Genomic DNA, 13,384 nt, shown 5'->3' with positions numbered 1-13,384 from the left:
CTGTGGCAGTTAGTGAGTCTTGCTATGAAAGGACATTTGTAGCTATTTCTCAGCTGATTCTTAATGGACACTTGACTAGGACGCCCGAAAACCACGTCCACTTCGCTCTCGGGAGAACCCAGAGGAAGGTCCACCCCCGTACGAAAGCAAGTGTCATGCAGTTCAGCAAACTCGCCGCCACCTCGGCGATGGTCATTGCGGCACTCGGCGTCACCGCCGGTACCGTCCACGCGGATCCCGCCCCGGCCCCCGTTCCGGTCATCCCGTCCCTGATCGACGGCATCAACCAGGGCATCGACCAGGTCGCCCCGGGCATCCACTGGAACGCCAAGGTCGACGGCAACGCGGTCGTGGTCGATATCGACCAGGGTTCGCTCAGCACCGACAACGGCCAGCTCCAGGTCCGCGACAATGCTGGCAACGTGGTCACCGCGGTTCCGCTGTCCTACACCCTGGACGACCTGGACCACCCGATCCAGGCGACCGTCGAAGGCCTGCGCGCCACCCTGGTTCCCAATACGGACCCGGCCGCCGCGCGCCCGAGCAACCCGCTGCTGCACGAGGTGACCAGCGATCGCCAGAAGAGCTTCGACGATGCCGTCGGCGCGGCCGCCACCCAGTTCGGCCTGGCCACCGCCATCGGCACCCTGGTCGGCACCGTCATCGGCGGCTCGCTCGGCTGTGTCGTCGGCGCCGCCGTCGGTACCCCGGGTCTGGTGCCCGGCTGGATCGGTGGCTGCATGGCCGGTGCCGCGGTCGGTATCACCCTGGGTGCCGCCGCCGGTCTGGTGCTGGTCGGTGTGCCCGCCGCGATCGTGGTCGGCATCGTCTTCTTCAACCGCATCAACAACCCGGCCGAGCAGTAGCCGGTAGTTCGCGAAGAAAAAGGCCCGCTCTCGCTGTGGAAGAGAGCGGGTCTTTTCGTCTACTCGAAACTTGCTCGAGGGCAGCCCTGACTGCCATGGAACATGGTCTTTACCGGAAACATACGTCAAGAATCCTTTTCGCTACGACATAGCAACAATTAGGCAACATTTGCTGACGATTCTTGTCTCGGGTGCTCGATGAGGACCTCGCTCCCAAGGAGGGAAGCGCCCGTTCAAGAAAGCGACGAGAACCAATGCGATTGAAGAAGTTCGCCGCCACCTCGGCTCTGGCCATCGCGGCACTCGGCATCAGCGCCGGTACCGCCTACGCCGACCCGGCCCCCGCCCCCGAGGCGTCGGCCATCCACTGGGACGCCAAGATCGAGGGCGCGTCGGTCGTGCTGAAGACCGATCTGGGCTCCCTGGACACCCAGGACGGCCGGTTCGAGGTGCGTGACGACCAGGGCGCGCTGGTGACCGCGTTCCCGCTCTCGTTCCAGATGGACGGACTGGCGCACCCGGTGGCCGCCCAGATCGACGGCAACACCGCCACTTTCACCCCGAACATGGATCCGTCCGCCGCCACCCCGGCCCCGCTGCTGCACAACGTGGCCAGCCAGGCCGATCAGGATGCCGCGTGGTCCAACGCGTCGTCGCAGTTCGGCATCGCCACCGGCATGGGCACCCTGATCGGCACCCTCATCGGCGGCGTCGGCGGCTGTGTGCTGGGCGCGTTCCTCGGCACCCCGGTGCTGCTGCCGGGCTGGGTCGGCGGCTGCCTCATGGGTGCGGGCGTCGGCATTCCGCTGGGCGCGGCGGCCGGTCTGGTGCTGACCGGCGGGGTCGCGGCCGTCGCCATCGGCATCGGCCTGTTCAACCGTCTGAACGCGCCGGACGCCTCGTAATCGACTGATCGAGAACACAATCAGGGCCGGATCGTCGGGGGCGATCCGGCCCTGATGCGTAGGTGTGGGGAACTAGCGCGGGCGGCGCGAGAGGATCGAGTCGCGGATCAGAATGCCGGCGATGCCGACCGCGAACAGGATCAGGAAGATGTAACCGACATTGCCGGTGCCCGACGAGCTGCCCTGCTGGTTCTCGAACAGCATGGCCAGCAGGATCACGACGACGACCCAACCCGCGGCGCGGGCGGTCCGGCGCGATTCACCGCTCCAGCCCCACGCGGCGGACGGAACCTCGGCGGTGTCGACCTTGGTGACGACATCCTTCGGGTGCGCGGGTTCCAGTTCCGTGGCGGCCACTTTGGCTCCTTTACGGCTCGAATCGATTGCTGGGCAATATCGTGACATACGACCCGGCGTCGTAGCGACCAGGGGGCTGACAACACTCCGATCAGGTCAAGGGACAATGGCCCCGTGTCCGACGTTGTGAGAGTTCTGCTGCTGGGCAGCACCGGTTCCATTGGTACGCAGGCACTGGAGGTGATCGCGGCCAACCCCGACCGGTTCGAGGTGGTGGGTCTGGCCGCGCGCGGGGGAAACACGGAGCTCTTGGCGGCGCAGATCGCGGCCACCGGGACCAGCAACGTGGCGGTGGCCGACGCGGCCGTGGCGGCGAAACTCGGTGTGGCGCTGGCGGGTCCGGACGCGGCGACCGAACTGGTCCGCCGCACCGACGCCGATGTGGTGCTCAACGCGCTGGTCGGTTCGCTCGGGCTGGAGCCGACCCTGGCCACCCTGGAGTCGGGGCGTCGGCTTGCCTTGGCCAACAAGGAATCTCTGGTGGCGGGCGGCTCGCTGGTGACGCGGGCGGCCAAGCCCGGCCAGATCGTGCCGGTCGACTCCGAGCACTCCGCGCTGGCGCAGTGCCTGCGCGGCGGGCGCGCCGACGAGGTCGCCAAGCTGGTGCTCACCGCCTCGGGCGGGCCGTTCCGCGGCTGGACCACCGAGATGCTCGAGTCGGTGAATCCGGCCGAGGCCAAGACACATCCGACCTGGTCCATGGGTCCGATGAACACGCTCAACTCGGCCTCGCTGGTGAACAAGGGCCTCGAGCTGATCGAGACGCACCTGCTGTTCGGCGTCCCCTACGACCGCATCGACGTGACCGTGCACCCGCAGTCGATCGTGCACTCCATGGTCACCTTCGTCGACGGCTCGACCCTGGCCCAGGCCAGCCCGCCGGATATGAAGCTGCCCATCGCCCTGGCCCTCGGCTGGCCCGACCGGGTCCCGGGCGCGGCCGCCGCCTGCGACTTCTCCACCGCCGCCACCTGGACCTTCGAACCGGTCGACAACACCGTCTTCCCGGCCGTGGAACTGGCCCGCCAGGCCGGTAAGGCCGGTGGCTGTGTGACCGCGGTGTACAACGCCGCCAACGAGATCGCGGTGCAGGCCTTCCTGGACGGACTCATTCGATTCCCCGACATCGTGCGCACCGTCGCGCGCGTCGTGGAGTCCGCGGACCGCTGGGCCGCCGAACCCGGTAGCTTGGACGAGGTGCTCGCGGCCGACACGTGGGCGCGGGAGACCGCACGCACGATCGTGCGGCGCTGACAGCAGGAGGGTTCGGAAACCGAATGGGCTACGCGATCGGCTTCGTACTGTTCGCCCTCGGCATCACCGCCTCGGTCGCCTTGCACGAATGCGGCCACATGTGGACCGCGCAGGCCACCGGCATGAAGGTGCGGCGCTACTTCATCGGTTTCGGACCCAAGGTGTTCTCGTGGCGGCGCGGCGAGACCGAATACGGTCTGAAGGCCTTGCCGCTGGGCGGGTTCTGCGATATCGCGGGCATGACCGCGCTCGACGAGCTCGAGCCCGAGGAACTCGACCGGGCCATGTACCGGCAGGCCACCTGGAAGCGGCTGCTGGTCATGTCCGGCGGCATCCTGATGAACTTCCTCATCGGCTTTCTGCTCATCGTGGTGCTCGCGGTGGGTTGGGGGCTGCCCAGGCTCGATACGCCGCCCGCGGTGATCAGCAAGCTGACGTGTGTCGCCGATACGACCCCGGACGGCGGCACCAAGGACTGCACCGGTTCCGGACCGGCCGAGGCGGCGGGCCTGCGACCGGGTGACAAGGTGACCGCGGTCAATGGCGTGAAGATCAAGGACTGGGACGACTTCACCAAGGAGACCCAGAAGCAGACCGGTACCTTCACCTACACCGTCGACCGTGACGGCCAGACCCTCGACCTTCCGATCACTCCGCAGATGGCTGTGATCTACGACAAGGACGGCAAGCCGAAGACCGTCGCCAAGGTCGGTGTGCAGCGCGACCTGTACGGTCCGGTGAAATACGGTGTGCTCGCGGCGATTCCGGCGTCCGGTGCGTTCACCGGCCACTTCGCGGTCCTCACCGTCGAATCCCTGGCCAAGATGCCGAGCAAGGTCGTCAATCTGTGGCACGCCGTCACCGGCGGCGACCGCGATCCCGAGACCCCCGTCAGCGTCTACGGCGCGAGCCGGATCGGCGGCGAAACCGCCGAAAAGGGCCTGTGGTCGGCGTTCATCCTGACTCTCGCCAGCCTCAACTTCTTCCTCGGAGCCTTCAACCTGCTGCCCCTGCTCCCGCTCGACGGCGGCCACATCGCGGTGGTCCTTTTCGAGAAGCTGCGCAACCTGTTCCGCAACCGCAAGGGTCTGCCCGACGGCGCTCCGGTCGACTACATGAAGCTCCTTCCCGCGACCTACGTGGTCGTGGTCATCGGTGGCGCGTACATGGTTCTCACGTTGGTCGCCGACATCGTGAATCCGATCAAGTTGTTCCACTAGCGGGTGGCGCGCTCGGCACCGCCATGTCGCGTAGCAGGGTTCGGCAGAGCCGGTCCGCGCGGCGGGTGGTTTCGGGCTGACGGTATTCCGGGGTCAGCGAAAGCACCTGGGCGCAGGCGGTTTCCAGGTCGATCAGGTGTCCCACCGAGACGAAGACCGGTTTGACGTCGGTGCGGGTGCGCAGCGCCGCGCCCACCGGGTCGCCGTCGATGGTGATGACGCTGGAACAGCCGCGCTCACGGCCGGGTTCGGTGTAGTCACCCCAGGCGTTCTTGGCCACGCCGATGGTCGGAACGCCGGTCAGCAGGCCGATGTGGCAGGCGAAGCCGAAGCGGCGGGGATGGGCCAGGCCCTGGGCGTCGCAGATCAGCAGATCCGGTGTGACGGTGAGGTTTTCGAGCGCGGTGAGGGTGGTCGGGAGTTCCCGGAAGGCCAGCAGGCCCGGGACGTAGGGGAAATCGGTGGTGCCGCGGGCGGTGGCGACCTCGACGGTTTCCAAGGTTGTGGCGTCGAGCACCACGATCGCGGCCGCGACATTGCCGTCCTCGTCGTAGGCCGAGTCGAGGCCCGCTACCGTCCGGAAACGCGGTGGCCGGGGATTCTCCGCGATCACCCGGGAGCGCAGGTGATCCTGTAGTGCCGCAGCCGCTTCGGGGTCGGCGGGCCACGAATCCGGTTTCGCTACCTTCACAATTCAGACCGTAAACCTTCGCGTCACTTGCGACGAATAAGAGTTGTAGGCCCCGGCCGATTCCGAGCCCCACCTCCGACCCGGGTACCCTTGTCGCCGCCGTCACAGGGCGACCGGATATCGAGCCTCGGTAAGCTCGGAACCGGTAAGGGTGAGGACTTAGTCGAAAGTAGGCAGCCGATCGTGAGCAGTGCCATCGCTTTGGGGATGCCGGCCGCACCGGCGGCCGTCCTCGCACCGCGGCGCAAGACGCGCCAGCTGATGGTGGGCAATGTCGGAGTGGGGAGCGAGTTCCCCGTCTCGGTCCAGTCCATGACCACCACCAAGACCCATGACGTCAACGCCACCCTGCAGCAGATCGCGGAGCTGACCGCGTCCGGCTGCGACATCGTGCGCGTGGCCTGCCCGCGTCAGGAGGACGCGGACGCCCTGGCCACCATCGCCAAGAAGTCTCAGATCCCGGTGATCGCCGACATCCACTTCCAACCGCGCTACATCTTCGCCGCCATCGACGCGGGATGTGCCGCGGTGCGCGTGAATCCGGGCAATATCAAGGAATTCGACGGCCGCGTCAAGGAGGTCGCCAAGGCGGCCGGGGACGCGGGCATCCCGATCCGCATCGGCGTCAACGCGGGTTCGCTGGACAAGCGGATGCTCGAGAAGTACGGCAAGGCCACCCCCGAGGCGCTGGTGGAGTCCGCGCTGTGGGAGGCCTCGCTGTTCGAGGAGCACGGGTTCGGCGACATCAAGATCTCGGTCAAGCACAATGACCCGGTCGTCATGGTCGAGGCCTACCGCCAGCTGGCCGCGCAGTGCGACTACCCGCTGCACCTAGGTGTGACCGAGGCCGGTCCGGCCTTCCAGGGCACCATCAAGTCGGCCGTCGCCTTCGGCGCGCTGCTGAGCGAGGGCATCGGCGACACCATCCGCGTCTCGCTCTCGGCCCCGCCGGCCGAGGAGATCAAGGTCGGCACCCAGATCCTGCAGTCGCTCAATCTGCGCCCCCGCAAGCTGGAGATCGTCTCCTGCCCGTCCTGCGGCCGCGCCCAGGTCGACGTCTACACCCTGGCCAATGCCGTCACCGCCGGTCTCGAGGGCATGGAAGTGCCGCTGCGCGTTGCCGTCATGGGCTGCGTCGTGAACGGCCCCGGCGAGGCCCGCGAGGCCGACCTGGGTGTCGCCTCCGGCAACGGCAAGGGCCAGATCTTCGTCAAGGGCGAGGTCATCAAGACCGTCCCCGAACACCTCATCGTCGAAACCCTCATCGAGGAGGCCATGCGCCTCGCCGAGGAGATGGGCGACGAGGCAGGCAGCGGCGCTCCGGTCGTCACCGCGGGCTGAGCAACCCACCAATCACGGCCCGGTCCTACAGGACCGGGCCGTTCGCCGTTTACCGGAGCCTTGCCAGCGAGCTTTTCGATTCGGGTGCACGATACGAAGGCGCGGAAACTGGTCGGTTGGGGTTGGGTGGGTTGGGGTTTTCGCTGGTTACTGGGCGGTTGGGGGCAATCGGGCGGCGTGGGGGCGGAAGTTCTGGCAGGCTGTGAGCGTGCGGAGTGTGCTGGAGCCGACTCGCCGGGGCCGGGTGTCCGGGGCCCGTCAGCTCGCGAACCGCGATCTGACGCAGGTTTTGCGCGTACTGGACGACGATCCGGTGGCGACCTGCATGGTCGCCGCGCGGCTGCAGGAGTTCGGGCTGGATCCGCGGGGAACCTACGGGGAACTGTGGAGTCGCGGCGGTCCGGCGGAGTCGCTGTGCTTCTCCGGCGCGAATCTGGTTCCGCTGCGCGGCGGTCGCGATGCCCTGAAGGCCTTCGCCGACCGCGCGGTCAAGGGTCCGCGATTGTGCTCGTCGGTGGTGGGCCGACGGGAGTTGGCGCTGCCGCTGTGGGAGTTGCTGAGCGAACACTGGGGCCCGCCGCGCGAATTGCGCGAGGACCAGCCGCTGCTCGCGCTGGAACGCCCCGCGAGTGTGTCCCCGGATTTGCGGGTGCGCCGCGTGCGCCCCGAGGAGCTCGACCGCTACATGATCGCCGCGGTCGCCATGTTCACCGAGGAGATCGGCGTCGATCCGCGCCTGGGCGATGGCGGGCGCAGCTACCGCCGCCGGGTGGCGGGTCTCATCGAATCCGGCCGGGCCTGGGCGCGATTCGAGGACGGCGAGGTCGTCTTCAAGGCCGAGGTGGGCGCGCTGTCGCGGCGCACCGGGCAGATTCAGGGCGTGTGGGTGCACCCGGACCGGCGTGCGCAGGGCTACGGCACCTCCGGCACCGCGGCCGTCGCGAATGTCGTGGTCTCCTCCGGTCGCACCGCCAGCCTGTATGTCAACTGCTACAACAGCGTTGCGCGCCGCGCCTACAACAAGGTCGGATTCCGGCAAATCGCCACGTTCGCGACCGTGCTGCTGGACTGAGCGCCTTTCTGTGATCTAGTCGTGAAATCCGTTCCGGTGCAGTGTGTCGCGCCGGTTTGCCGATAGTTGGCTCTAGCATCTGACCCGATGTCGACACGGGTCTTCTCCACACTGATCGCCACCGCGGTCACCCTGCCGGTCGCCGTGCTCGCGGCCGGTTGCTCGTCGGGTCCGCAGGGCCCGGCGCAAACCGCCGAGGCGTTCGTCTCCGCCTTCGCCGACCACGATGTGCAGGCGGCCGCCGACCGCACCAGCCAACCCGAAAAGGCCCGTGCCGCACTGGCTTCGGCCTGGGACCAGTTGCAGGCCGAGCAGCTGATCGCCACCACCGGCGACGCCCGCATCACCGGCGACACCGCCATCGTCGACTACACCTACGAATGGCATCTGCCCAAGGACCGCGTCTGGACCTACCAGGGCCAGTTGCAGATGGGCCGCACCGAGGGCCGCTGGGAGGTCCGCTGGTCCTCCGCCGACGTGCACCCCCAACTCGGCAATACCCAGACGCTGCAACTGCGTTCGATCCCCGCCCCGCGCGCCCGCGTGAACGAACGCGGCGGCGGCGACGTCCTGGTGCCGGGCTCGCTGTACCGGGTGCTGTTCAAGCCGTCCGCCTCCTCGGACCCGCGCGCCGTCGCGGCCACGCTGGCGAATGCGTTGCACCCCTTCGACGAACACCTGGCCCCCGATTCGCTGCTGGCCGCGGCCCGCAAGGCCGACGGCGCGTACACCGTCGCGCTGATCACGGAATGGGAGTTCGGCGAGGTCGATACGCAGCTGCTGGGCCTGTCCGGGGTCACCTTCAGCAAGGAATTCGATCTGGTCCCCACCGATCGCCGATTCGCCCCGGACCTCATGACCCAGGTGCGCAAGACAGTCATCGACGAGGTCGACGGCAAGGCGGGCTGGAGCGTGGTCACCGTCAACGCGAACGGCGTGGACACCGATGTGCTCAAAGAGGTTGCCCCCGAGACCTCACCGTCCTTCTCCCTGAGCGTCGACCGTTTCGTGCAGAACGCCGCCCAGAGCGCGGTGGACGCGCGCACCGAGCAGACCATGATGGTGGTGTTGCAGCCCTCCACGGGTGCGATCCTGGCCATTGCCCAGAACGAGGCGGCCGACGCGGACGGCCCCGTCGCCGCCACGGGCCTGTATCCGCCCGGCTCGACCTTCAAGACGGTGACCGCCGCCGCGTCCATGACCGCCGGTCACGCCACCCCCGACACCTCGGTCCCATGCCCGAGCCAGATCGTGGTGGGGGAGCGCACGATTCCGAACTACAACCTCTTCAGTGTCGGCACGGTCTCCATGGCCACCGCCTACGAGCGCTCCTGCAACACCTCCTTCGCCAAGCTCGCCTCGGAGTTGGGCGGTCAGGATTTGCGCACGGCCGCTTCGGCTTTGGGCCTTGGGCCCGATTACACGGTGGTGGGCCTGCCCACGGTGTCGGGTTCGGTGCCCACCGACGACGATCTGGTGCAGCGCGCCGAGGACGGCATCGGCCAGGGCAAGGTGTTGGCCAGCCCGTTCGGCATGGCGTTGGTGGCGGCTACGGTCGCACACGGTTCGACCCCGATGCCGTATTTGATCGCGGGCCATCCGACCCAGATTTCCGGTGATCGGTCCAAGCTGGCACCGGAGGTGATCGACGGTCTGCGGCTGATGATGCGCAAGGTGGTGCTCGGCGGTACGGCCGAGCGCATCGTCGATCAGGGTGAGGTGTACGGCAAGACCGGTGAGGCCGAGGTGGACGGCGGTTCGCACGCGTGGTTCATCGGCTACCGCGGTGATCTGGCCTGGGCCACGCTGCTGGTGCGCGGCGGAAGTTCGGACAATGCGGTGGCGGTGACGCGGGACATGCTCGCGGCGCTGCCACCAGGCTATTGATCGGCGCTGCCGCCGGGCTATTGATCCGGGGATGAATCAGCGGTCGCCGGACTGGGAATCGTTGCGCAGGCAGGCGGTGGCGGGATGCAGTCCGCCGATGGAATCGCTGATGAAGCGCTGCTGGGCGAGGGTTCGCGCGGGCGGTCCGTCGGCGGAGGCGTCGCCGATGATCTCGGTGACACCCGCGCCCGCGAGAATCATTCCGGCGGTGGTCAAGAGCAATAGGGCCGAGCGCTTCATATCCCTCTCCCTTGTTTGGGGATGAGTTGAGGAGACCCGAATGGTCGTTCGGGGCTCCGGTGCTCTTAGGGTTGGCTGACTGTTAGCCAATGCCCGAAACGGTAATCGGTCACTTATCTCGGGGCAACCCGCCGGTGACCGGCGAACCGGCCGCTCACGGGGCATGTTGCCGGGATCTGACCAAATCGGTATCGGATGTTTACCGTCGGGTCGCGCGTCGCCGGATCAGTTGGCCCGCTGCATGGTGGCCGCGAGGTGATGCGTGAGCGGCTGCTCGACGGCCGCCATGCGCAGGGAGTATTCGAGGGTGTCACCGGTGACGGTGATGGTGCGGCCGAGTGCGGTCACCGATTTGGCGCTGCTGCTCAGACCGATCGAGGTGGAGTCGAGTTCGAGCCGCAGTTCGCCGTCCTCGTTCACCAGCCGGCCCTCGCAGATCTCGGTGATCCCGGTGGGGTGGGCCAGGATCAGCTCGATGCGGTCGGGTCCGGTGGCGCGCAGGTATCCGGTCTCGCTGTGCATGGGTCGACTGCCGTCGGCGGCCCGGGTGCGCTGCCGGTAGGTGAGGAAGGGGCGGCCGACGTGCCCGAAGTGCACTTCCTCGAGGTACTCGAACGACTCGATGGTCGGGTATTCCCCCTGTCCGCGTCCGCGCCAGGTCCCCAGCAAGGGGGCGAGGTGGGCGATATCGGGATGGGGCGCGACGGCGGTTTCGGGTTCGAGCACGGCGGTCAGCTTAATGCGCCCACCCGATCTCGGCGGCCCGTCGACGCGCCCGCCGCCCGGTATTTACGGAAAGGGGCCTGGATGGTCGGGTCAGCGGCGGCTGGCGCGGCGGTATCCGTAGGCGGCGGGGACGGCGAACACGACGATCAGGCCCAGCGACCAGGCGATGGTGAGGGTGAGCGGGGTGGCCACCGGTCCGCCCTCGGCGAGCGCGCGCATGGTGTCGACGGCCACCGACATGGGCTGATGCCGCACGACCGGTTGAATCCACTTGGGATAGGCGGCAAGTGGGACGAATCCGGTGCTGAAGAACATGAGCAGCGACGACAGCAGCGCGACCGCTTCGACCAGTGTCGACTTGGCGGTGAACACGGCGATGGCGGTGACCATGGTGGCGAAGGCCAGCCCGAACAGGACCGGCACCCACAGGAACGCAAAGGCCTGCAACGGCCCCTGCCGGAAGCGGAAGCCCAAGGCCATGCCGAACAGAATGATGACGACGGTTCCGCAGAAGATGCGGCAGCCCTCGGCGAGAATGCGCGCGGCCAACCCGGAGGCGCGGTGCACGGGCAGCACCCAGAACCGAGACAGGATGCCCGCCTCGCGTTCTCGCCCGAGCATGACGCCGCTGGCCACCGTTCCCGACAGCGCCCCGACGAGAGTCACCATGGGCGTGGACCCGTACAGCGCGCTGTGCCCGGAGAACTTCTGGATCTGCGACCCCACCACGATGTCGAGCATGAGCAGCAGCAGGCACGGCACGATCAGCGTTTCCAGCAGTGTGATCGGGTCGCGCACCCACCGCAGCAGCAGTCGCTGAGTCTGAATCCAGGTGTGGCGCAACAGCGCCGGGGCGGAGGCCTCGCCGAAGACGAGGGTGTCGGAGACGTCGGGTCGGTCGAGGGTTGCCATCACGACCTCTTCAGGTTCTGCCGGGCGATGAAGAAGCACGACACCGCGACGATGGCCGCGATCCACAGCAGTGGCGGTGTCATGAGCGACCAGGTCACCGGCGCGGACTTGCCGAGCGAGTCGCCGCCGAGCGCGCGCAGCCCCTCCGCGAATTGCGACACCGGCTGATTGCGCACGAAAAGCTGGACCCAGTGCGGGAATTGGTGGGCGGGGGCCAGACCGGTGGAGAGCATGCCGAGGATGAGCGGCGGCAGCACCAGCATCTGGGTGGTGGCCTCGGGGCTGCGGGTGAAGGTGCCGATGGCGTCCGCGCCGAGGCAGAAGGCGATGCCGATGAGCAGTCCCAGGGCCAGGAACCCGAGGGTGTGGGCGGTGCCGCCGTCGAAGCGGAAGCCGATCACGTAGATGCTGGCCACGGCCGAGGCGAGCCCGATGAGCAGCCGAAAGACATTGGAGGACATGCGGGCCGCGGCCGGGACCAGGGGGTGCATGGGCATGGAGTCGAAGCGTCGGTCGAGTCCGGAGACCGCGTCGGTGGCGGCGCGGAAGGCGGCCGAGACGGCGGTGAACGCGGCGGCCTGCAGGATGACGATGGGTGCCATGAACTGCGCGTAGCTACTGAATCCCAGTCCCGCGAAGGTCATCACGCGATTGAGCGGGATGTAGAAGCTGACGGTGAAGGTGATGGGCGCGAGGATGGCGGTGACGATCTCCCCGGTCTGCACCGACGGCACGATGAGCCGCACCGTGAGCACCCACCACTGCGCGAGCGTGGATTGCGTCGCGCGCGCGTCGGTGAGCCACCCGTTGGAAGCGGTGCCCGCGACCGCGGTCATGCCCGGGTCCGATCCTCGGAGGTGAATCGCCCGTCCGCGGTCCGCAGCCGGAACGACGGCGAATCCTCCTCGGGTTCCTCGACTTTGGCGATGTGCCCGGTGAGTTCGAGGAACACGTCGTCGAGCGAGGGACGCCGCAGCGCGATGTCGACCAGCTCGAGTCCGGCCGCGTCGAGCCGCCGCAGCGCCTCGGCGAGCGTCTTGGCCCCCTCGGGCGCGGGAATGGTGACCCGGTCCGAATCCACGGTCATCGCGTCCCGGTTCGCGGTGGGCAGCAGATCCCCGAGCGCCTTGGCGATGATCGGCAGCTCCTCCATGCGCAAAGGCACGATCTCGCAATAACTTCCACCGGTGCGGGCTTTCAGCTCGTCGGCGGTGCCGTCGGCGATGACCACCCCGTGGTCGATGACGATGATCCGATCGCACAGCGCGTCGGCCTCTTCCAGGTACTGCGTGGTGAGCAGCGTGGTGATGCCGTGCTTGCGGAATCCGCCGACCAGGTCCCAAACCCCTTGGCGGCTGCGGGGATCCAGGCCGGTGGTGGGTTCGTCGAGGAACACCACCTCGGGCCGCACCACGAGCCCGCACGCGATGTCGATGCGCCGCCGCATGCCGCCGGAGTAGGTGCCGACCCGGCGTCCGGCGGCCTGGACCAGGTCGAATTCCTCGACGAGTTCGTCGGCGCGGGCGCGGGCGGCGCGTTTGCGCAGGCCCATCAATCGTCCGAACATGACGAGGTTCTCGTACCCGGACAGCGCGTCGTCGAGGGCCGCGAACTGCCCGGTCAACATGATGGACCGGCGGACCGCGGCGGCCTGCGAGACCACATCGTGCCCGGCGACGGTGGCGCGTCCGGCGTCCGGTGCGATGAGCGTGGACAGGATATTGACCGTGGTGGTCTTGCCCGCCCCATTGGGTCCGAGGATGCCGAGCACCTCGCCGGGCGCGGCCTGGAAGGTGATCCCGCGCAGCGCCTGGACCGAGCCGAAGGATTTCTCGACGCCCTCCACGACCACACCGTCGAGGCCGGTGGCGGCGGGCGTGGCGGGGGCGACCGTACTGGTTTCCACATTGGTT

14 protein-coding genes are annotated in these 13,384 nt (G+C 67.9%); 7 read left to right on the top strand and 7 right to left on the bottom strand.

What is annotated here, in order from left to right; genetic code table 11:
- Nucleotides 1-155: 155 nt before the first annotated feature.
- Nucleotides 156-866, top strand: a complete 711-nt coding sequence (locus VMT65_RS15190; RefSeq protein ID WP_326308841.1) for a hypothetical protein — start codon at nt 156-158, stop codon at nt 864-866.
- 254 nt (nt 867-1,120) lie between these two features.
- Nucleotides 1,121-1,771, top strand: coding sequence for a hypothetical protein (locus VMT65_RS15185; RefSeq protein WP_326308840.1), 651 nt, complete (start codon nt 1,121-1,123; stop codon nt 1,769-1,771).
- A gap of 72 nt (nt 1,772-1,843) precedes the next feature.
- Here the strand turns inward: VMT65_RS15185 and VMT65_RS15180 are convergent, their stop codons facing one another.
- Entirely contained in the window at nt 1,844-2,128 is a 285-nt protein-coding gene (locus VMT65_RS15180; RefSeq protein ID WP_326308839.1) for a DUF2631 domain-containing protein, read from the bottom strand.
- A gap of 114 nt (nt 2,129-2,242) precedes the next feature.
- On the opposite strand from VMT65_RS15180, the gene dxr reads away from it, so the two are divergent.
- Nucleotides 2,243-3,382: a 1-deoxy-D-xylulose-5-phosphate reductoisomerase gene (gene dxr, locus VMT65_RS15175; protein WP_326308838.1), complete on the top strand. Its 1,140-nt coding sequence runs from the start codon at nt 2,243-2,245 to the stop codon at nt 3,380-3,382.
- Nucleotides 3,383-3,405: 23 nt separating this feature from the next.
- Nucleotides 3,406-4,602: a M50 family metallopeptidase gene (locus tag VMT65_RS15170; RefSeq protein WP_326308837.1), complete on the top strand. Its 1,197-nt coding sequence runs from the start codon at nt 3,406-3,408 to the stop codon at nt 4,600-4,602.
- On the opposite strand, the gene VMT65_RS15165 is transcribed toward VMT65_RS15170, so the two are convergent.
- Nucleotides 4,586-5,293, bottom strand: coding sequence for an endonuclease V (locus VMT65_RS15165; protein ID WP_326308836.1), 708 nt, complete (start codon nt 5,291-5,293; stop codon nt 4,586-4,588). The genes VMT65_RS15170 and VMT65_RS15165 overlap by 17 nt on opposite strands.
- 207 nt (nt 5,294-5,500) lie before the next feature.
- On the opposite strand from VMT65_RS15165, the gene ispG reads away from it, so the two are divergent.
- The 3 genes from ispG to VMT65_RS15150 all read left to right on the top strand — a co-directional run bounded on the left by ispG (nt 5,501) and on the right by VMT65_RS15150 (nt 9,593).
- On the top strand, nt 5,501-6,634 hold the full coding sequence (ispG, locus tag VMT65_RS15160) for a flavodoxin-dependent (E)-4-hydroxy-3-methylbut-2-enyl-diphosphate synthase (protein ID WP_442790253.1): 1,134 nt from the start codon (nt 5,501-5,503) through the stop codon (nt 6,632-6,634).
- A gap of 208 nt (nt 6,635-6,842) precedes the next feature.
- Complete coding sequence (locus tag VMT65_RS15155; protein ID WP_326308834.1) at nt 6,843-7,706, top strand: GNAT family N-acetyltransferase; 864 nt, start codon at nt 6,843-6,845, stop codon at nt 7,704-7,706.
- Nucleotides 7,707-7,793: 87 nt separating this feature from the next.
- A complete protein-coding gene (locus VMT65_RS15150; RefSeq protein ID WP_326308833.1) occupies nt 7,794-9,593 on the top strand; it encodes a penicillin-binding transpeptidase domain-containing protein in 1,800 nt (599 codons plus the stop codon).
- A gap of 36 nt (nt 9,594-9,629) precedes the next feature.
- Here the strand turns inward: VMT65_RS15150 and VMT65_RS15145 are convergent, their stop codons facing one another.
- The 5 genes from VMT65_RS15145 to VMT65_RS15125 form a co-directional block, all read right to left on the bottom strand.
- Nucleotides 9,630-9,833, bottom strand: a complete 204-nt coding sequence (locus VMT65_RS15145) for a hypothetical protein (RefSeq protein ID WP_326308832.1) — start codon at nt 9,831-9,833, stop codon at nt 9,630-9,632.
- A gap of 225 nt (nt 9,834-10,058) precedes the next feature.
- Nucleotides 10,059-10,568: a peroxynitrite isomerase gene (locus VMT65_RS15140; RefSeq protein WP_442790252.1), complete on the bottom strand. Its 510-nt coding sequence runs from the start codon at nt 10,566-10,568 to the stop codon at nt 10,059-10,061.
- Nucleotides 10,569-10,649: 81 nt separating this feature from the next.
- A complete protein-coding gene (locus VMT65_RS15135; protein ID WP_326308830.1) occupies nt 10,650-11,471 on the bottom strand; it encodes an ABC transporter permease in 822 nt (273 codons plus the stop codon).
- Nucleotides 11,471-12,307 carry an antibiotic transporter gene (locus tag VMT65_RS15130; protein ID WP_326308829.1) on the bottom strand — a complete coding sequence of 279 codons (837 nt, stop codon included), beginning with the start codon at nt 12,305-12,307 and terminating at the stop codon, nt 11,471-11,473. The genes VMT65_RS15135 and VMT65_RS15130 overlap by 1 nt, the downstream gene beginning before the upstream one ends.
- On the bottom strand, nt 12,304-13,377 hold the full coding sequence (locus VMT65_RS15125; RefSeq protein ID WP_442790251.1) for an ATP-binding cassette domain-containing protein: 1,074 nt from the start codon (nt 13,375-13,377) through the stop codon (nt 12,304-12,306). The genes VMT65_RS15130 and VMT65_RS15125 overlap by 4 nt, the downstream gene beginning before the upstream one ends.
- Nucleotides 13,378-13,384: the final 7 nt, after the last annotated feature.

Source organism: Nocardia sp. CDC153, from assembly GCF_035818515.1.
In the GTDB taxonomy this organism is placed as follows: Bacteria; Actinomycetota; Actinomycetes; order Mycobacteriales; family Mycobacteriaceae; genus Nocardia.
Note: the sequence above shows the minus strand (reverse complement) of the source record. Positions and strands in the feature narration are given on the sequence as shown.

Bases quoted from the DNA above. Each gene is read 5' to 3' on its own strand.
- VMT65_RS15190 (WP_326308841.1), top strand. From the start codon at position 156: ATGCAGTTCAGCAAACTCGCCGCCACCTCGGCGATGGTCATTGCGGCA.
- VMT65_RS15185 (WP_326308840.1), top strand. From the start codon at position 1,121: ATGCGATTGAAGAAGTTCGCCGCCACCTCGGCTCTGGCCATCGCGGCA.
- VMT65_RS15170 (WP_326308837.1), top strand. From the start codon at position 3,406: ATGGGCTACGCGATCGGCTTCGTACTGTTCGCCCTCGGCATCACCGCC.
- ispG (WP_442790253.1), top strand. From the start codon at position 5,501: ATGCCGGCCGCACCGGCGGCCGTCCTCGCACCGCGGCGCAAGACGCGC.
- VMT65_RS15150 (WP_326308833.1), top strand. From the start codon at position 7,794: ATGTCGACACGGGTCTTCTCCACACTGATCGCCACCGCGGTCACCCTG.
- VMT65_RS15145 (WP_326308832.1), bottom strand. From the start codon at position 9,833: ATGAAGCGCTCGGCCCTATTGCTCTTGACCACCGCCGGAATGATTCTC.
- VMT65_RS15135 (WP_326308830.1), bottom strand. From the start codon at position 11,471: ATGGCAACCCTCGACCGACCCGACGTCTCCGACACCCTCGTCTTCGGC.
- VMT65_RS15130 (WP_326308829.1), bottom strand. From the start codon at position 12,307: ATGACCGCGGTCGCGGGCACCGCTTCCAACGGGTGGCTCACCGACGCG.